The organism is Ensifer sp. GW101-20A05 (assembly GCF_059424735.1).
This window is the reverse complement of sequence record NZ_JBWKZT010000026.1, coordinates 1-18892: the sequence shown is the minus strand read 5'-3', so window position 1 is coordinate 18892 and position 18892 is coordinate 1. Positions and strand designations below refer to the sequence as shown.

19 protein-coding genes and 4 pseudogenes are annotated in these 18892 nt (G+C 61.3%); 18 read left to right on the top strand and 5 right to left on the bottom strand.

The genetic code is table 11. The features are described 5' to 3' along the window. Positions 1-20 precede the first annotated feature (20 nt). From AC070A_RS32875 to AC070A_RS32865, 3 genes are all read left to right on the top strand, one after another. Positions 21-1025 (top strand): quinone oxidoreductase family protein, encoded by a 1005-nt coding sequence (locus AC070A_RS32875; RefSeq protein ID WP_057251148.1) that lies wholly within the window; start codon positions 21-23, stop codon positions 1023-1025. A 10-nt stretch (positions 1026-1035) separates the two neighbouring features. After that, on the top strand, positions 1036-1368 hold the full coding sequence (locus AC070A_RS32870) for a cupin domain-containing protein (protein WP_057251147.1): 333 nt from the start codon (positions 1036-1038) through the stop codon (positions 1366-1368). A 170-nt stretch (positions 1369-1538) separates the two neighbouring features. After that, positions 1539-2582 (top strand): alpha/beta hydrolase family protein, encoded by a 1044-nt coding sequence (locus AC070A_RS32865; RefSeq protein WP_492383967.1) that lies wholly within the window; start codon positions 1539-1541, stop codon positions 2580-2582. Positions 2583-2835: 253 nt separating this feature from the next. Here the strand turns inward: AC070A_RS32865 and AC070A_RS32860 are convergent. Then, positions 2836-2990 (bottom strand): annotated as a pseudogene (locus AC070A_RS32860) (NAD/NADP octopine/nopaline dehydrogenase); the annotation flags it as partial. A gap of 260 nt (positions 2991-3250) precedes the next feature. Between AC070A_RS32860 and AC070A_RS32855 the strand changes: the two are divergent. The 9 genes from AC070A_RS32855 to AC070A_RS32815 all read left to right on the top strand — a co-directional run bounded on the left by AC070A_RS32855 (position 3251) and on the right by AC070A_RS32815 (position 12310). Beyond that, positions 3251-4285 carry a LysR family transcriptional regulator gene (locus tag AC070A_RS32855; RefSeq protein ID WP_110881189.1) on the top strand — a complete coding sequence of 345 codons (1035 nt, stop codon included), beginning with the start codon at positions 3251-3253 and terminating at the stop codon, positions 4283-4285. Positions 4286-4308: 23 nt separating this feature from the next. After that, positions 4309-5409, top strand: coding sequence for an extracellular solute-binding protein (locus tag AC070A_RS32850; RefSeq protein WP_057251145.1), 1101 nt, complete (start codon positions 4309-4311; stop codon positions 5407-5409). A gap of 77 nt (positions 5410-5486) precedes the next feature. Beyond that, the gene (locus AC070A_RS32845) at positions 5487-6467 is read left to right on the top strand and encodes an ABC transporter permease (protein WP_082615841.1); all 981 of its coding nucleotides are present in this window, start codon (positions 5487-5489) and stop codon (positions 6465-6467) included. Positions 6468-6477: 10 nt separating this feature from the next. Further along, entirely contained in the window at positions 6478-7269 is a 792-nt protein-coding gene (locus AC070A_RS32840; protein ID WP_113737847.1) for an ABC transporter permease, read from the top strand. 5 nt (positions 7270-7274) lie between these two features. Beyond that, positions 7275-8345, top strand: a complete 1071-nt coding sequence (locus tag AC070A_RS32835; RefSeq protein ID WP_112994734.1) for an ABC transporter ATP-binding protein — start codon at positions 7275-7277, stop codon at positions 8343-8345. 13 nt (positions 8346-8358) lie between these two features. After that, entirely contained in the window at positions 8359-9831 is a 1473-nt protein-coding gene (locus AC070A_RS32830; RefSeq protein WP_057251142.1) for an NAD(P)-binding domain-containing protein, read from the top strand. Between the two features lie 33 nt (positions 9832-9864). After that, positions 9865-10371 (top strand): CMD domain-containing protein, encoded by a 507-nt coding sequence (locus AC070A_RS32825; RefSeq protein WP_112994733.1) that lies wholly within the window; start codon positions 9865-9867, stop codon positions 10369-10371. 1 nt (position 10372) lies between these two features. Next, entirely contained in the window at positions 10373-10951 is a 579-nt protein-coding gene (locus AC070A_RS32820) for a peroxidase-related enzyme (protein ID WP_492383968.1), read from the top strand. Next, a complete protein-coding gene (locus AC070A_RS32815; RefSeq protein ID WP_492383969.1) occupies positions 10952-12310 on the top strand; it encodes an MATE family efflux transporter in 1359 nt (452 codons plus the stop codon). It abuts the gene before it with no gap. Positions 12311-12432: 122 nt separating this feature from the next. Here AC070A_RS32815 and AC070A_RS32810 read toward each other — a convergent pair whose 3' ends face one another. Beyond that, complete coding sequence (locus AC070A_RS32810; RefSeq protein WP_112994731.1) at positions 12433-12915, bottom strand: RidA family protein; 483 nt, start codon at positions 12913-12915, stop codon at positions 12433-12435. A gap of 184 nt (positions 12916-13099) precedes the next feature. Here AC070A_RS32810 and AC070A_RS32805 point away from each other — a divergent pair, with 184 nt between their 5' ends. The 4 genes and pseudogenes from AC070A_RS32805 (at position 13100) to AC070A_RS32790 (ending at position 16030) form a co-directional block, all read left to right on the top strand. After that, a complete protein-coding gene (locus AC070A_RS32805; RefSeq protein ID WP_492384404.1) occupies positions 13100-13798 on the top strand; it encodes a TetR/AcrR family transcriptional regulator in 699 nt (232 codons plus the stop codon). Positions 13799-14244: 446 nt separating this feature from the next. Beyond that, positions 14245-14541, top strand: a pseudogene (locus tag AC070A_RS32800) (type II toxin-antitoxin system RelE/ParE family toxin). 8 nt (positions 14542-14549) lie between these two features. Then, the gene (locus AC070A_RS32795; protein WP_492383970.1) at positions 14550-14858 is read left to right on the top strand and encodes a HigA family addiction module antitoxin; all 309 of its coding nucleotides are present in this window, start codon (positions 14550-14552) and stop codon (positions 14856-14858) included. Between the two features lie 434 nt (positions 14859-15292). Further along, entirely contained in the window at positions 15293-16030 is a 738-nt protein-coding gene (locus tag AC070A_RS32790) for a hypothetical protein (RefSeq protein WP_492383971.1), read from the top strand. A 143-nt stretch (positions 16031-16173) separates the two neighbouring features. Here the strand turns inward: AC070A_RS32790 and AC070A_RS32785 are convergent. Next, positions 16174-16618 (bottom strand): annotated as a pseudogene (locus tag AC070A_RS32785) (helix-turn-helix domain-containing protein); the annotation flags it as partial. A 466-nt stretch (positions 16619-17084) separates the two neighbouring features. Between AC070A_RS32785 and AC070A_RS32780 the strand changes: the two are divergent. Then, positions 17085-17366, top strand: a complete 282-nt coding sequence (locus AC070A_RS32780; protein WP_492383972.1) for a toxin-antitoxin system TumE family protein — start codon at positions 17085-17087, stop codon at positions 17364-17366. Beyond that, positions 17363-17728: an HVO_A0114 family putative DNA-binding protein gene (locus AC070A_RS32775; RefSeq protein WP_093235778.1), complete on the top strand. Its 366-nt coding sequence runs from the start codon at positions 17363-17365 to the stop codon at positions 17726-17728. The genes AC070A_RS32780 and AC070A_RS32775 overlap by 4 nt, the downstream gene beginning before the upstream one ends. Positions 17729-17769: 41 nt before the next feature. Here AC070A_RS32775 and AC070A_RS32770 read toward each other — a convergent pair. Next, a pseudogene (locus tag AC070A_RS32770) lies at positions 17770-18464 on the bottom strand (ISNCY family transposase); the annotation flags it as partial. A 131-nt stretch (positions 18465-18595) separates the two neighbouring features. Beyond that, the coding region (locus tag AC070A_RS32765) for an IS30 family transposase (protein WP_494773629.1) at positions 18596-18892 on the bottom strand (297 nt) is incomplete at its 5' end.

Genomic DNA, 18892 nt, shown 5'->3' with positions numbered 1-18892 from the left:
CATCTCCAAGGAGGCATAGAATGAACATTCAGGTGGACGCCAAGATCGCCCGGGCATTGAGGGTGACGGAAAAATCCCCCGATCTCGACAATCTCAAGATCGACGTCGTCGACGTTGCAGTCCCGCGACCGGGACCGGGCCAGGTGCTGGTGGAGATCATGGCGGCAGGGGTAAACCCCAGCGACGTGAAAGCATCCCTCGGACATATGCCGCACGCCGTCTGGCCACGCACGCCCGGTCGCGATTTCGGCGGCATAGTGCGCGAAGGACCGTCGTCGATGATTGGCATGGAGATCTGGGGTGGCGGCGGCGAGCTCGGCATCACCCAGGACGGCAGCCACGCCAAATGGATGGTGCTCGATCAGAAGGCCGTGCGTGCCAAGCCCGCGAATTTCACGATGCAGGAAGCAGGCTCGATCGGCGTGCCCTTCATCACGGCCCATGAGGGCCTGCGCGAAGCCGGCGGCGTGCAGCCGACGGATGTCGTGCTCGTCTGCGGCGGCAATGGCAAGGTCGGGCAGGCGGTCATCCAGCTGGCGACCATGGCGGGGGCCAAGGTCTTTGCGGTCGAATACAACGAGCAGCCGCTGCTGGCGCATAGCAACGCGCCCGTCGAGATGCTGAACAGCGCCAAGGATGATGTCGCCGCGATCGTGCGCGAGAAGACCGGCGGCCACGGCGCCGACATCGTCTTCAACACGGTCGGCAGCCCCTATTTCGAAATCGCCAACAACGCGATGGCGAAGCAGGCTCGACAGGTGTTCATCTCCACCTTCGATCGCGCAGTGCCTTTCGATATCTTCAACTTCTTCCGAGGCCGCCACAAATATATCGGCATCGACACGCTGGCACTGTCTTCCGTCGAGGGCGCGCGCATCTTCGACAGGCTCAAACCGAAGTTCGAAGAGGGCAAGCTCAAGCCGTTCCCCATCAATCCGGCGACCGTCTACGGCCTCTCCGATGCCGCCAAGGCCTATGCTTCGGTGTTGCGCGGCACGCCCGAGCGCGTGCTGCTGGTACCTTAAGGAGCGGGCGATGCAGGTGACACGCTATGGCGGCGCCAAGCCATACGAGGCGGCAGAGCATTACGGCATGCATTGTCTGCGGCTTCAGGGAAAGGAGGCGACGACGACCGATACGATCTGGATCGGCCTGTCGCACCTCCTGCCTGGCGGCCATACGTCGCTGAAAGACGCCACGGTCGAAAAGATCTACATCGTCGTTGCGGGCGAGGTGACGGTCGAAACCGGCACCGAGAGCGCCACGCTCGGCTTTCTCGACAGTTGCCGGCTGGCACCCGGCGAGGCGCGCGCGCTCGTCAACCGCACCAATGCGCCGGCGTCCATCCTGCTCGCCATGCCGACCTGAGAGCGTCGCCGAAGACTGGTGGAGAGCATTGATGGGGTCATCGGGTCGGTACAGGCTGGGGGTGCGTGAGCCACGCATTCCCAGCGACGGTCGATTTTGTATCGCGCCGGGAGCAATGGTGATCGGTGACGTTCGGCTCGATGAAGATTTCAGCATACGGGAGGACGTGCATGGTGCAGAGTGAAAACCGGTTGGCCAGCGTCGTCGAGCACTGGCTCCCGCGCATGGAGGTTGCCGGGATACCGTCGGTGACGGCGCGCGCGGTGATCGAGCGCGCCGGAGCATGGCAAAAATGGCTTTCGACTTGGAGCGAAGAGGGCGAGCGTCAGGCCGAACTCGGCGATATGGCTCTTGCTGTCGGTCGCCACTTAACAGCGGGCGAGGCCTATGCCCGCGCGAGCCTTTTCTATCATTTCGGACAGTTCATGGCGTTCGAAGACCTTGAAGCCAAGGCGAGGGCAGCCGCTCGGAAGGTGGAACTCTACCGCCTCGCCGCTCCCTTGCTCGATCCGCCGGCCGAGATGATCGCCGTACCGTTCGAAGGCGGGGTCCTGCAGGCGTCCCTGCGGATCCCGAAGGGAGAAAGCCGCTATCCGCTGGCGCTGATCATCCCCGGCTCGGATTCGACCAAGGAGGAGTTTCCGGCATTCGAGCGGCATTTCCATGCCCGCGGTGTTGCCACCATGTCTCTCGACGGTCCCGGGCAGGGCGAGGGGCGTTCGATGGGAGCGTTGCGCCCGGATATCGGTCCGGCCGTTCAGGCGGCAATCACGTCGGTAGAAGCGCATCCGAGACTTTCGGGAAAGGTCGCCCTCGTCGGCATGGCCTCGGCGGTTTTCTCGCCCTGCGTGCGGCTGCGTCGGTCCCGACCGTGGCTGGCATCGTCTCCATCAACGGCTTCTTCGATCTCGGCCGGTTCTGGGGCGAACTCCCGCAAGTCTATCGAGACAACATGCGCTTCTCACTTGGCGGCGAGAACGTCCGCGAGCGCGCGGATTGCTTTACGCTTAGGGGCTGCGCTCCGCCAACTGTGCCGGCTCTCATTCTTCACGGCGGCCGTGACAGGATCTTCCCATCCTCCGAAGCGGCGAAGTGTGCCGACATCTGCTCTCGTGGAGCCGGGCTACACATATTCGAGGAGGGCAACCACGTCTGCAACAACATCCCTTGGCTCTATCGCCCGCTCGTCGCCGATTGGGTGGCGGAGCGTTTGAGCGGGCAATAGCCGCAAGGTCTGTTATTATGGCCGTCTCGGCTGGCCCGGCCGGGGCGCCCGACCAAAGCACGCCGCTTGGGCGGTCGCTTTACGCGGACGGCCATTCCTCACAAAGCGCAATCAGTGCCGTCGGCGAAAGCTTGTCGAGCGCGAGGTCGGGCAAAAGGTCGTTGTCGCCCACGAGATTGCGGCCCATCGCCGCCGAGAACAGGCTGGCCTCGAGCAACGATGCGGGTTGGCCGACGATGCGGCAGAGAAGGCTGGTCAGCTTGCTGACGGCCGGTCAGAAGCGTCATGCCCCAGACGTTGATGGGTAAGCTTACGCCCTCCGTGCCAGCCGCCGCGGCAGATAGAGCGTACCGAAGGAGCTGTGCGAACTGATAATGACCGGCCTTGGCGAGGAAAGGCGCCATGTCGCAAGCGATCGCACCCGCGCCGAGAACACCGAGACGCATAAACCCCTCCCTGCAATCGCTTCCGTCGCTCTCGCACATCGGCCCTCACGGTCATTGAAACGGACCAAGAGCCGATGTGTCCCGTTAGGAGCCGGCTGAGCGGATTTTCTACGAACGGCTCCAACAAAGAAACTTGTCTTTTGTCACTAGCGCATAGAATGCGTTTTATGCAGTATGAGTCAGTCACAATGCATGGGGCGCATGATAGTCCATGGAAGTTCGCGATCTCGAGGCCTTTCTCGCAGTCATGTCGACAGGCAGCATCACCGGCGCCGCCCGCATGCTTGACCGATCGCAGTCGCAGGTGACGCGGCTTATTCAGGATCTGGAAACGTCGCTTGGATTTGCGCTGTTCGAGCGAAATGGACCTAAGATCTCCCCGACCGACAAGGGGATTGCCTTCCACGAAGATGCCGAACGCTTTCTCAGCGGCATCGGCCACCTGCGCAATCGAGCCAAGGCGATTGCCGGCAAGGAACCCGAGCCGATCGAGATCGCCGCAACGCCGGCTTTTGCGAGTGGCATCATCCCGATCGCGCTTGCGGAACTACCCGAGCATTTTCTGCCGCACACAATCCAGCTTCGCAGCATGCCGGCGGAAGCGGCCGTGCAGTCGGTGCTCGCGCGCACTGCGGATTTCTGCGTGACCTCTCTGCCGGCCGATCAGCCGGGGCTGGAAGTGCAGGGGTTTTTCGAGGGGCGCTGCGTGGCCGCGGTAGCGCCGCATGATCCTCTGGCTGCGAAGGACGTGATTTCGATCGCGGACCTCGCCGGACGCACCCTCATAACCATGGCCAATCCGTTTCGTTTGCGCCGCCGTGTCGATGAAGCACTGGAGGCGGCCAACGTGCGGCCCAATCGCGTCATCGCGACCAATGCGGCCAACAATGCCGTGCAGATCGCATCGCTCGGGCTCGGCGTCGCGATCATCGAGCCAGCGACGGCCTATGGCCTGCAATCGGCGCCCGTCGCAGTTCGCCCGCTTGATGTCGAGATTCCCTTCCTTTGGGCGATCCTGTCGGCGGCCTCGCGCCCGCTCTCGGCCGGCGTCCAGGAACTGGTTCAACGCATCGCGCGGATCGCATCGGAGCGCATGCCGGATTTCACCGTCCACGATCCGCGACAGATGGCGCGCATCGCCGAAAAGACCTTCGCCGGCCGAAATGCCGGCGATGGCACGCTGTCGGACAACCGGCAGCGAAATAAAGGGGAGCAAAAGCTCGACACGCCCGAGAACGAAAACTGAGCTCGTAAAATGAGGAGAACGACATGAAAAATTTGGACGTAACCCGCCGCTCGACTTTGAAACTGCTGGCGACGGGCGCAGGCGTATTGGCCGCGCCATCGATCATCCGTCCCGCCTTTGCTGAGAGTAAGGTCGTCAACATCACGACCTATGACAAATTCGTACCGCAGTCCTTCATCGACCAGTTCCAGAAGGATACGGGCATCGAGGTCCGCATCCGGCTGACCGACGACCAGGGAAAGCAGTACAACCTGCTGACCGCCGAAGGTGCCACGCCTTCCACGGACATCGTGACCGTTACCGGCCACCGCCTGTCTCAGTTCATGAAGTCCAACTTGCTGGCGTCCCTCGACACCGCGCGGCTCAAGAACTGGGACAAGCTTGCCGCCGCCTACAAGGGTGCGCCGCAGCTCACCGTGGACGGCAAGACCTTCGGCGTGCCGCTGCTTGCGGGCTTTGAGGGTCTCGTACGCAACACGGAATACGCCAAGGCCTCCGATAGCTGGGGCATCATGTTCGATGACGAGAACAAGAACCTGACGTCGTACATCGTCAGCGACTTCCTCTCCATCGTCATGCGCTACCAGGGCAATGACGGCGACTATGTGACCTATGGCGACAAGCCCGATGTAGCGCAGACCGCAACGAACCAGGCGCGTGACTTCCTGATCCAGCACAAGGACAAGGTGCGCAAATACTACGATGCGGGCTCCGAGCTGCAGCAGATGTTCGTCAACGAGGACATCTATCTGGCGCAGGCCTGGTCCGGGCCGGCCGCCAAGCTCGTCATGGACGGCCATCCGATCGAGATCTCGGTGCCCAAGGAAGGGACCTTCGGCTTCCTCTATTCGTTCAACGTCGTCAACAACGCGCCGAACGCGGACGCCGCCTACACCTTCCTTGATGCGATCCTGTCCTCGCCGGAAATCGGCGCGGCGATGACCCGTCAGTCCGGCTTCTCTTCGGCCTTCGACGGGGTCGACAAGGTGCTGAACGACAAGGAGCGCGCGGCCCTGTCGCTGCCGCCCGAGCAGGTCGAACGCATCCAGTTCTTCAGCTCGATCAACCGCGACATGAAGAACGACATGATCGACAAGGCCGCTGCGGAGATCAAGGCAGCCTGACTGCGGCCTTCTGGGTGACCGGTCTTCCGGCCGGTCACCCATAAAAAATGGACTCTTCCAGAGCCGGGAACAAAAGAATGCTGGATACGACAACGCAACCGCGATCCGTCGGTTTGCCGACGGCACCGCGCTACGCCGGATGGATCGGCAGGGCGGCGAGTTCGGGACTCTATCGCAACACGATCGGGCTTCTCGTCGACAGCCGACGTGTGCGTCTCGCCGTGCTTGCGGGCGTGCCGCTTCTGTGGATCGCCATGCTGCACATCGGGCCGATCTTGCAGATGGCCAATATCAGCCTTCTCGCCAACTATCCGCCGCAACCCGACAAGAGCAGCGAGTACACGCTGGCAAATTACGGGCTTTTCTTTTCCGACCGGCTCTATTTCGTGCCCTTCGTCCGCAGCCTGGTCTTTGCCGCGGTGGTCACGATCTCGACGCTGGTGATCGTCTATCCCGTCGCCTACTACGTCGCGAAGGTGGTGCAGCCGAAGAACCGGATGCGGGCATTGTTGCTGTTGCTCATTCCCTTCTGGGCCGGCGAGCTGATCCGTACCTTTTCGGTCATCATGTTGCTTGCCAATCGTGGAGCGCTGAACGTGCTCCTCAGGGAATTCGGCTTCATCGACCGGCCCATCCCGATGCTCTACACCTTCTTTTCGCTGAGCTTCGGCGTCATCTATCTGCTTGCGCTCTACATGCTCCTGCCGCTCTATTCGGCGATCGAGAAGATCCCGACGCCGCTGATCCAGGCGGCGGCCGATCTTGGTGCCGGACCCTTCCAACGGTTCCGCCGGGTCATCTTGCCGCTCTCGAAGGACGGCATCGTCTCCGGCTGCAGCCTCGTCTATCTGACCGCCGTCGGCGTCTTCGCCGCGCCGCTGCTGCTGGGCGGCCCGAATTCAGTCATTTTCCCCGAGGTCATCGCGACGCTGTTCCACGGGTCGAACGACAAATGGCCGGAAGGCGCTGCGTTCTCGATGATAATGCTCGTGGTGTCGCTGACGACCGTCGGACTTTTCATGCGGATCGTCGGCGGCCGCTCGGTCCGGCTGATGTAAGGGCGGGCCGATGCGAACCTATTTCAACGATCTCCCCAAAACAGCGCTCGGCGCGTCCTATTGGATCTTCGCCGTCTATCTGGTCTTGCCGCTGACGCTGATGACGGCGATGAGCTTCAAGGACGCGAACTTCATCGCTTTCCCGATCGGCAACTGGACCCTTTCCTGGTACGCCAAGGTGGTCCAGGATAAGCAGTTCCTCGAAGCCTCGCTCTATTCGATCGGCATCGCGCTCGCCACCACCGTTTCGGCAACGATCATCGGCGTTTGGATCGCGCTTCTCGTTTCGGCGGAAAACATTTGGGGCAAGGCGGTCATTTTCGCGCTCGCCTGTCTGCCCGCCGTGGTGCCGGGGCTGATCAACGCCATTTCCATGCGCATCTTCATCCGCACCGTCGACATTCCGACCGGCACCTTCGCGATCATCCTGGCTCACACGGTCCATGCCGTGCCCTTCGTCGTCATCATGGTGCTGACGCGGCTGCGCTCGATGCCGGCCAATCTCGTGGATGCGGCGCGCGATCTCGGTGCCGATCCCTTCATCGCCTTCCTCCGCGTCACCATCCCCTATCTGATGCCGGCGCTCTTCGGCGGCATGATCTTCTGCATGCTGACCAGCATCGACGACTTCGTCCGCACCTTCTTCCTCGGCGGCTACCAGCCGACATTGCCCATGCTGATCTTCGCCAAGGTGCAAGGGGGCATGTCGCCGGAAATCAACGCCATGGCAACGATCGTTCTCGTCGTCACCACCGCCATCGGCATCTATGCCGAGCATTTCACCCGCCGTTCCAGGAGCTGACGCGAATGCAGCCTGTCGTCCATTTCAAGAACGTCAACAAATCCTATGGGGCCCTTACCGCCGTCGACGATCTCGACCTGGCGATAGAGCCGGGCCAGTTCGTCACGCTGCTCGGCCCGTCCGGCTGCGGCAAGTCGACGACCCTGCGTATGCTCGGCGGTTTCGATAGCCCGACCTCAGGGGAGATCTATCTCGAAGGCAAGCCGATCTCGCACCTGCCGCCCAACAAGCGCAACGTCAATATCGTCTTCCAGGACTACGCGCTTTTCCCGCACCTGACGGTCGGCCGCAACATCGCCTTCGGCCTGGAATTGAAGGGGATGCAGCACGCGGCGATCCACAAACGGGTCACCGAGCTTCTCTCCCTTGTCTCGCTCCAGGACCATGCCGAGCGCATGCCCGCCCAGCTCTCCGGGGGACAGCGCCAGCGCGTGGCCCTGATGCGGGCGCTGGCGCCCGATCCGAACGTGCTGCTGCTCGATGAGCCGCTTTCGGCCCTCGACGCGAAGCTGCGCCAGCAGATGCAGATCGAGCTGAAATCGATCCAGCAGAAGACCGGCAAGACCTTCATCTTCGTCACCCACGACCAGGAGGAGGCGCTGACCATGTCCGATGTCATCGTCGTGATGAACAAGGGCAGGATCGAGCAGATGGGCGGCCCCGATGAGCTCTATGCCCGGCCCCGCAGCCGCTTCGTCGCGGATTTCATCGGCCAGAGCAATTTCCTCGAGGGTGCCGTCGTCTCTGTTTCGGACGGAATCGCTGCTGTCGAATGGCGCGGCAATGTCGTGCACGCGGACGTGAACGGGACGTCGCCCGTGCCCGGTGAACGCGCCACGTTGGCGCTTCGGCCGGAGGCGCTTTACTGCCTGTCGAGCAAGCCCGAGGGACGGCCGGCGCTCAAGGGACGCGTCGATCAGCGTGTCTTCAAGGGCGCGCACACCACGCTGACCGTCGCTCTCGAAAACGGCAGCAGCCTTCTTGTCCAGATCGATCCCGTCGCGCTTTCGCATATTGAGGGTGACGACGTGTGGGTGGGCTGGCGCGACCGGGACGCCGTCCTGCTGGCGAATTGAATTGGAGACCGGGATGATCAACAATCTACAACAACAGCAACGGCTTGCGGAGCTGAACGCGCGGGTAAGGCAGGATCTCAGCTATCTCAACTACCCGCCAGCCAATTGGTCGAAGCTCGTCACCACCTCGGCCGGCGACCCGGTGAGCGATGTAGTCGTCATTGGTGGCGGCATGTGCGGGCTTGTCGCCTGGCATGCCCTGACGCGCGCCGGCATCGCCAATCTGCGCATCGTCGACCGTGCGCCCAGGGGTTTCGAGGGGCCATGGGTAACCTACGCACGCATGGAAACGCTGCGCTCGCCGAAGATCCTTCTTGGCCCGGCGCTCGGGGTTGCCTCGCTCAGCTTCCGTGCCTGGTTCACGGCACTCCATGGCGAAGCGGAATGGGAGGAATTGTTCCGGATTCCGCGCCCGATGTGGATGGACTATCTGCGCTGGTATCGCGATGTGATGGACATTCCGGTCGAGAACGACACGCACGTCACCCGCGTCGTGCCGCGCGCCGACGGGCTGCTGGAACTTGAAATCGCCGGTGGGGCAAAGCCTGCGATCGTCACCCGCAAATTGGTGATGGCCACCGGCCGCGACGGTCTGGGTGAGCCGACTATTCCCGACTTCGTCAGGGGCATGGAGCGGCATACCTCCTGGGCGCATTCGGCCGACGACATCGACTTCGATCGACTGAAGGGCAAACGCGTCGTCGTCATCGGCGTCGGCGCTTCGGCGGTCGACAATGCGGCAGAAGCGTTGGAGCAGGGGGCAGGGGAGGTGCGCCTTCTCGCCCGCCGCAAGGAGATGCCGACGGTCAACAAGCTGATGGGCATCGGCTCCTACGGGGTCACCGCAGGTTTTGCCGAGATTTCACCGGAATGGCGCTGGCGCCTGATGGATTATGCGGCCAAGCAGCAGACGCCGGCGCCGCACAACTCGACGCTGCGCGTCAGTCGGCATGCGAACGCCTATTTCCACTTCGACTGCGGTATTCGGTCGATGAAGGAGGAGGGCGGCGAGGTCGTCATCACCACCACCAGCGGCCGCGTCTTCCGCACCGATTTCGTCATTCTCGGCACGGGTTTCACCATCGATCCATGGAGCCGCGGCGAGCTAGCGCCCTATCAGGACCAGATCGCCTGCTGGGAGCACCGCTATACGCCGCCGGCAGGCGAGGAGAACCCCGGACTTGGGCGCTTCCCCTGGCTGAACGGAGACTTCTCCTTCACCGAGAAGGAGCCGGGTGCAGCACCCTGGCTGATGGATATCCATTGCTTCAACTACGGCGCATCCGTCAGCGTCGGCAAGGTCAGCGGCGATATCCCTGCCATTAGCGAGGGCGCCCTGTGGTTGGCGCGCGGTGTTGCCGCCTCGCTCTTCATTCGTGACGTTGATTACCATTGGGAAGCGCTCATCGCCTACGAGAAGCCGGAACTCGACGGGACCGAATGGGTCGATGCCGATGCGCCAACGCCGGCACAGAAGACGGCATGAACCCCTCCGAATTTCAGACGACTGGAAAAGCCAATGACCGCTCCATCGACAAACGACGTGATCGATACCGTACTAGGCCTTGATCGCTTCCCCGACCTTCAGGCGCTGCGCGAACAGCGGGCAAAGCTGAAGCACCTGAGCCAGACGAGCTACCAGGCGGCCCTTCGTCCCGCCGAACCGCGCAACTTCTCCTATGCGCTGAGGGCAGCGCTTGCCGCACGCATGGCGGCACTGTGGAAGTCGCAGGAGCTCGCCGCCCACTTCCGGGAATTGCTCGAGAGTGAGGAGGGGGGCTCCGCCCTGGTGTCGATCGCCAATCCAGGCAACGGGGCCGAAGGTGCGGATACGCGCCTTGTTGCGATCCTCGCCCATGTCGATCTTGTCACGCTTTCCCCGAAGGAGGCGACGCGCGCCAACATCGAAAAGCTCACCGCCGCAGGGCTCGACGACCGGGACATCGTTACGCTCGCCGGCCTCATCGCTTTCGTGAACTATCAGGTGCTGGTGGTGGCCGGCCTCAAGATGCTGAGGGACAACTGAGATGTCGCAACCCGTACACGAATTCACCATCGAGCCCCTCGACTGGATGCCCTATGTCAAACCGGTCGATGTCGAAACGGCGACGGTCGAACAGCTCGATGCGCTGAAGATCACGCCCTCCAACAAGAAGATCTCGGACTATGTCCTGGTGCTCGCCAACGAGCCGGAAACCTTGAAGGAGCGCACGCCGCTCTTCAACGACATCATGTATAGCGAGGGCGGGCTCTCCCGCGGCGGGCGGGAGATCGGAGCGCTCGCCGCCTCCTTCGTCAATCGCTGCATCTATTGCGCGTCCGTCCACGCGGCTCGCTACATCCAGCTCGAAAGGCGGCCGGAGGTGGTGGACGAAGTCTATGACCGCGGCCTCGACGCGAACCTGCCGGAATTCGAGCAGGCGCTGTTCAATTTCGGTGTTGACCTTACGGCCCATCCCGACAATGTCGGTGCCTACCAGTTCTACCATTTGCGCGAGATCGGTCTCGACGACCTCCAGATTATCGATCTCATTCATGCGGTCGCGATCTTCGGCTGGGCCAACCGGCTGATGCATACGCTCGGCGAACCGCACCGGCTGGATTGAGTGGGACACGCGCCTTGCGACAACGCGGGCCTTGCAGTCCGCCGCTTCGACATCGCCCATCGCGACGTGCTCCGCATCGCGCTGCCGATGATGATCGCCTATCTGTCGAGCCCACTCGTCGGGCTCGTCGCGACCGGCGTCATTGGTCAGTTGCGCGATGAGGCCCTGATCGGGGGCGTGGCGCTTTCCACCGTCATTTTCGACGTCATCTTCGTCACCTTCAACTTCCTGCGTGGTGCGACCACAGGTTTCACCGCGCAGGCGCTAGGGGCGGGTGACCGGCGCGAAGAGCAGCGCATGCTCGCCAGCGGTCTCATTATTGCGCTCGTCGCGGGGTTGGCGCTGCTCGCGCTGCAGAAGCCGCTCGGCGCGCTTGGCCTTGCCGCAATGGGAGCGGAAGGAAAGGTCGCCGAGGCGGCCGCCACCTATTTCGCCTGGCGTGTCTGGTCGGCACCCTTCGTGCTGTTCAATTTCGTGGTCTTCGGCTGGATCATCGGACGTGGCGACGCGCTCTGGGGCATGATCCTGCAAACCCTGCTGAATGCGCTGAATGCAGCGTTGAGCATCTCCTGGGCCCTGGGCCTCGGCTGGGGCGTGGCGGGTGTTGCGGCCGCCTCGCTGGTGGCCGAGGCGGTTACTGCGCTGGCTGGACTTTATCTCGTCTGGGCGAAGACCGACCGAACCGCATGGAACCTGCCGAACCTTGCTGCTTTCCGTCGCGCCTTTTCGGTCAATGGCGACATGATGATCCGCTCCTTCGCGCTTCTGATCGGCCTGTCCTTCTTCACGCGCCAGAGCGGCATGCTCGGTATCGAGATTCTTGCGGCGAATACGATCCTTCTACGCTTCTACTTCTTCGGCGTCGCTTTTCTCGACGGGGTGGCAACAGCGGCGGAGCAGCTTGCCGGCCGCGCGGTCGGCGCACGCTATCGGCCGGCCTTTGATCGTGCGGTGGGACTGACGACATTGTGGGGCTTCGTCTTCGCCGGTCTTGTGGCACTCGCGCTGCTTGCCGCCGGCGACTGGGTGATCGGCATCACCGCCCCAACGGAGAGCGTGTCCGCGCTCGCGCATAGGTATTTGCCCTATGTCGCAGCACTTCCGATCTTCGGCATCGTCGCCTTTCAGATGGACGGCGTCTACATTGGCGCCACCTGGTCGCGACAGATGCGAAACCTGATGGTGGCGTCGCTGGTCATCTACTTTGCAGCCTGGGCGGTCCTACAGCCTGTCTTCGGCAATGACGGACTATGGATCGCGCTGATCCTGTTCCAAAGTGCCCGCAGCCTTGCGTTTCGACTTATGCTGCCACGGTTGGCCGACCGTACGTTTCAGACAGGTACGGTAGCGCCTCGCTGATTGCGTCGCTCGGGTGCGTCGTTCCAGGGCAGGGCGCAACTCCAGCGGTGCGGGTTGCATCTCACGCCCCGCTGGAAGCGATGCTCTATAGACAATTTCTCGCGGACCTTGTCCGCGCATTCCTACTGCAGAACGACGACGGCTTCGACCTCGAACAGCATAGGATCGATTGCAAGCTTGGGAACGGGAACCAGGGTCTGTGCCGGCAGCGCCGTGCCGAACATTTCCTTGACGTTCTCGGTCAATACGCCAAGCTTTGACATGTCGTGGTCAACCACGAAGATCGTGAGCTTGGCGACCTGATCCGGGCGTGCGCCGAGCGCATCAAGGGCCGCGCGCAAATTCGCATAGGCTTGCTTAACCTGAACGGCGAAGTCGGGTGACAAAGCGCCCGTGCCGTCTTGGCCGCCCTGTCCGGAAATGTAGGCCACCCGAGCACCGGGGGGCGTGACCACCGCGGTGCTATAGCCGTTCGGCGTGGGGTCGTAGAGGGTCTTGGGATTGACAATGGTCAGCTTGCTCTCATTCGCCGTTGCCGCACTGGGGATTCCGATATTCATGATGATTAGCCCTCCGATAAGCACATGCTTGACTGTGCGTGACATGATTTTCTCGCTCCCAACGCCATGAGCACGGCTCTCCCGCCGGCATGATTTGACCATGAGTTGACGAATGACTCGTACGCTGTACGATTTATTTGCATCGTACAGCGTACGAGTCAACGGGCGAGGGTCGACATTCATCGTGTTTCCGGCCAAATTCGATGGACTGATTGACGAGGAAGACGGAATGGCGGCCAAAAGTAGCGGCACGCGGACGAAACGATCACCACGGGCAAATGTGAAACGCCAACCCGGGCAGGAACCGCGTAGCGACGCCTCGCTCTCTCTAGAACGTATCGTAACGACCGCGGTGGAACTGCTTGACGCTGAAGGCGTCGACGGGTTGACGATGCGTCGGCTGGCCGATCGCTGCGGCTCGGGGGTGATGAGCCTCTATTGGCACGTCGACACAAAGGAGGATGTCTTCGATCTCGCGCTCGACTCGGTGCTCGAATATCGCGGCCCTTGGCAAACAGGTGAGTCCCAGGACTGGCGTTCAGAAGTCGTCCATATGCTCGAAGACTGGCGCGCCAGCATGCTGCGTCATCCTTGGTCGGCATTGCTTTTGCCGAGCCGGGCACTTGGCGCAAACGTCCTCGGCCGTCTGGAACTGCTCGGCACGACCTTGTCCAGAGCCGGTGTCGCAGACGCGGATCTAAACGTGACAATCTGGTCGCTTTGGAACCATGTCCTGGGCGCCACCGTCACGCTCGCGAGCTTCGACCGATCGGACGAAGACAAAGCGGCCGCGCAGCAGCGCCTTACGCAGCTCAGTGAACGCTATCCGACGATCGAGCGCTCGCGGCTGTTGCTGGACAACGATTGGGACGGCACATTCAGGAAGGGCCTCGATTTTCTGCTCGATGGCCTGACCCCGAAACAGTGAGGACGTTCACGTCGAGGCAATCTTGTCGACGTGCCGTTAGCGGCGGCGTCTCAAGCACTTGTAAGCGAGGGGAAGAGGGCTACATGACTGTGGCGGCAAGGTTGAGCTGTCCGTTTCTGTGCAAAGTGTCACTTTGGGCACGTCTTCAGCCAGTTAGAAATGCCGACATGTCCGCTTGCGCTGAGGCGAGCCCCGACCGGACCGGCTGGGCCGGGTTGCAAGGGAGGGGGCGGGTGAGACCCACACTTCGGCGTAAGCTTTAGGATGTCAGATCAGTCGATCGTTCCCCAGGCGCGCGCGAGAAAAAGAAAGAGAGAGGAGAGAGCAAATTGCGAAGTTCAGATCACTGACCTTCCTTAAGAATTCCGGCAAAGCGTACACGATTATTCTCCACGCTTGCGGGATGAGCCATAGAGTGGTGCATTCACTCGAAATTAGAGACATGAATGATCGTCGGTTTTCGGGACGAATGGTTGCGGGGCTTCTTTGTGGAGGATGTCCACTCCCGGAACATTCCAGCCGACCTCGAAAGCCGGTTGTTCCGCAAACTGCAGATGATCGACGACGCGACGACAGATTAAGACTTGCGTGTGCCGCCCAGCAACCATTTCGAGAAACTGCGCGGTAATCTCGATGGTTTGCATTCAATCCGCGTCAACAAGCAATGGCGGGTGGTCTTTCGATGGGATGGCAGTCGTGGTGAGGCATCCGAGGTCTATCTTGACGACCATAGCTATCGATGAGGTGACAGATGCTGATGACCAAGCGTAAGCCGGCGACGGTCGGCGAAATCCTGACGGAAGAATTCATGCAGCCGCTTGACCTGACGCAGGCGGCCTTGGCCGAGGCAATGGGCGTCCAGCGCAAGCATGTGAACGAATTGTGCAACGACCGCCGCAACGTGACGGCGGCAACCGCGCTGATTCTGGCGCGCGTGTTTGGTAACAGCCCGGACTTCTGGCTCAACGTGCAGCGGCGCAGCGACTTATGGAATGCCATGCACAGCCCCAAGGAACTGGCGCGGATCGAGCGCGCGAAGCCGCTGGCGACAGCGGCATAGCCGAAGCGCCTCTAGGCCGGTTGCTTGAGCGAAACCGCCATGGCACGCAAATCTCCGCGGCATCGAGGCGAGAGAGCGCCTTTTTCGTCGGGCAATGTCTGTATAGCGGCTACTTCCCAACGGTTGCTGACGATATCCGCAAGGAGCGGCGGCCGCGTTTGAGGAAGCTTGTGCGGCACCCGCAATTGTGCGACCTGGGCCCCGCTACATGCAGTGTGGCAGTTGAACTGTCCGCTTTGGCGCAAAAATGTCAATTTGAGCTGCCCTACGGCACGACGACCAGCCCGATCTGACCGGCTGATCCGGTTGCAAGATCAGATCGGGGCGGGTGGTGGCCGCCTCTTCGGCTTTAGCTTTCTCAGTAGAAATTGTTTTGTCGCCGGTTGATACTCGCTTGCACCTGCATAAGGCGAGGTAGGGATCACAGCCGCACGATGCTTCCGGAAATCAAGCTGCATGGTGACGTCGATGTCGCCGCACTGTCCCCACTTCTTCGCGGTATGCTTCTTTCGGTTGCCTATGCTGACGGTGAGGGCGGCATAGGATTGACGGCGGCCGGCGCCATGAACCGCAAGTTCGTGCATTGGGCCGCTGTGCACTTCCTCTGGCCAGGATTCACAGCTGAAGACCTCTACAGCATGAACAAGGTGCTCAATGAAAACGACATGCCGCCGCTTTGGGTCGTGCGCGACATGACCCGTCATCTGAAGCTTCTTCGCCGGAAAAAAGATGTGCTGCTGCCAACCAGACGCGGCCGGGAGTTCCTGGTGAACCCGAAAGCCTTCTTCGATCTGATCGCCACGGATTATCTCTATTCGTATGTCCACACCACCGAGCGGGAAGAGGAGGTCCGAGCGCGGCTACGCTGGTGGCGCATGTTCCTCAATCTTCTCAATATCAAGGCCAGAGAAGGGTGCACGCCAATGGACGTTGTGAAGATCCTCTGTCCAGACTTGGCGCCTCTGTCGGACACCGAAATGACCATAGAAGCCTGGAAGTTGAAATCCGATCTCCAATACGGCGTCTTTCGACGCTTGTGCTGGCTCGGTGTGCTCTATGAGGCGCGAGAGGGGCTCACGCTCCTCCAGGATGGAGCCTTTCATAAGACGCCACTTTGGCCAGCTTGCCTGCAGTTGGAATCGGATACGCAGAGCGACATCGGCGTGCATTGACGCTCTTTATTCCGCCGCTGGCTGCCTCATCAACGCTTTCTAGCCATTCCCTTGGCTGCCATCGCGAATGCCGAACATATGATCCGTCTCTCGTCGCGCAATCACCGCCGGATCGTTCATGAAATCCGTCCGCCGGCCAGGCTTAGCTTGCCGGTGGCATCGTCAATATAGACGAGCAGGGCGCATTTGGGACCACGGCTCTCGAACCACCAATGAAGCGAGCCGTCGATCTGAACGAGTTCGCCGAAACAATCGCGCCGGCCGCGCGGCTGGAAGACCCGCTTCTTGCGCTCGCGTCGCGACACCCAAATGCCGGCTTCCATCATCCATTTGACGCAGCGTCACCTTGCTGACGGCAATCCGGTGGCGTTCGATCAACTTCTCGGCCGCCAAGGTCGGACCGAAATCGACATAATGCTCACGCACCAGGTTGCGGAAATCCTCGCTGTGACGTCGGTTGCTCGGACGGCCGCGCTTCTTCGACACCAGACCGTCGGCGCCGGCCCGGTCATAGGCTTGCAACAGCCGGTGGACCTGACTGCGGCAGAGGCCGAGCAACTCTGCGCCTCGACGACTCCGAACGCTCATGGTCTCAACCACGCTTCACGTCGCCAGTCTTCCTTCCAAACGTTGACGTTTGACCAGCATCCCAAGAGGCGACGACTGTCGCACCTCTAAAATGTACCTGCATACACACAGCGTGGCAGCAAGGTTGAACTGTCCACGTTGGCGCAAAGTAGAAATGTCACTTTGGGCGGCGCGTCGTCAGCCATTTAGACATGCGACACTCGACATCTCCACTGGCGCTGAGGCAAGCCCCCGACCGGACCGGCTGGACCGGGTTGCAAGGGAAGGGAGGCGGGTGAACCAGTTCGATGGGACGGTAATCGACCCCATCGAGGAAGAAACCGAAGCCGAGGCCTGCGCTGAAGCAGCTGAGTGATCAGCCGCTAACCGGTCGCGGTCGTCTCCGCCGCGACCGGTTACTGAACAACTGATCCCTTCGTTGTTGTTCACATTGACAACAGGACGAGGTGTTGCTATGGATAACAACATGAAAGCCGTGCTGATCGAGAAATCCCGAAAGGTCATCAACGACACCACCTTTTTCCAAGTCGTGTTGTGGCATCTGCCGGAACCGGTACCGGGCAGCGCACATCCGTTCAAATACAGGCTTGCGCTCGTCGTGAATGGAGAATGCGTGCTCCGGTATGACAACGAGCGCGGCAAAGGCGATCATCGTCACATCGGTGCTCGCGAGGAAGCCATAGGGTTCACCACCCTCGAGGCTCTCTTCGATGCCTTTCAGGCGGATATGGAAAGGATACTGGGATGACGACATTGACTGTACGTTTGGGCACGATCGACGACATCAGGGCCCGGTTTGTTGCGGCAGGCAAGCTCGCACTGTCCGGCAAAGCCGTCGAAGCGAGACCGTCCGTCGAGTTTTCGAGCTATGATGACTTGCACCGTATTCTAGCCCCCTTGCGTCTCGCCATCGTTAAGGCTCTGGCCGGACAGGGCCCGCTTCCCATCCGCGAGGTTGCCCGGCGCGTGGACCGTGATGTGCAGGCCGTTCATCGCGACGTGACAACACTTATCAATGCGGGTGTCATCGATCGGCATGAGAATGGGGTCGAGTTTCCGTATGACAGCATCCATTTCGAATTCGATGTGACGGCCGAAAAGGCGGCCTGATCGCGCCGCCACCCCCTTCCGCAGCGATCGGCGCCAGCTTAAAGCGCACGCCCGAATTGGGTCATGCCCTGGCCGCCCTTGGCATCCTTCTTCGCAACCCGGAACACCGAATGCTTGTCGGAATAGAAGGCGACTGGAGCACCATGCGCCTTCAGATAGAGTTCCAGCGCCTCGAAATAGCTGAACGCACTTTCCGATCGTACAAACCGCAACTGCATCAGCTTGCCGGTCGCATCATCGATGAACACCAGCAATGAACATGGATCACCGCGATCTTCGAACAGCGATGCTCGGATCCATCGATTTGCACCAGTTCACCGTAGGCCTCGCGCCGCAACCGTGGCTGATGAAACGTCCGCCGCTGCTTGCGCGACAGCCACAGGCCGGCCTCAGACATCCATTGGCGCAAGGTCTCGCGCGACACCGTCAGACCATCACGCTCGGCAAGCTTCTCGGCCGCCAGCGTCGGACCAAAGTCCACATAGCGCTCGCGCACGATCGCCATGGCATAATCGCGCACGCCGTCACAAATCCGATTGTTCGATGGCCGGCCGATCGCCTGGTGCCGGAGCGACGCTGCACCGCCAGTGCTGATCCGCTCCAGCAGACGACGCACCTGGCGCGTGCTTAAGCCCAGGACATGCGCCGCCGACGCCAACGTCATCCGCCCGGCGGTCACTTTCGACAAAATCTCGATCCGCTGCAGGTCACGCTCGCTCATCGCAATCAATCCCATCCGCAATCTCCCAGGTCATCAAAACCCGGGGAGAGTGACATTCCAACTTTGCAGGATCAGGACACTTTAACTTTGCGGGGGGGTGGGAGAATCTAATCCAAGTGCAACATTGACGAGTGAAGAGTAGGGCACTACGCGCATTCGCGCAAATGCGCCATGAAGACCTCGGTGGGCGTTCGATAGCCCAAGCACTTGCGCGGGAGCGCATTCATATGGTGGGCGAGGGCGACGAGCTGTTGCTGACTGACAGCGGAGAGATCGGTATCGCCAGGCATGAAGCGGCGGATGCGCTTGTTGGTGTTTTCTACTGCACCTTTCTGCCAAGGCGCGCTGGGGTCGCAGAACCAGCTCCGCGCGCCGATGCCATCTTCCAAAGCCCTGAAGCCGGCGAACTCCGTGCCGCGATCAAAGGTGAAGCTCTGCCGGGC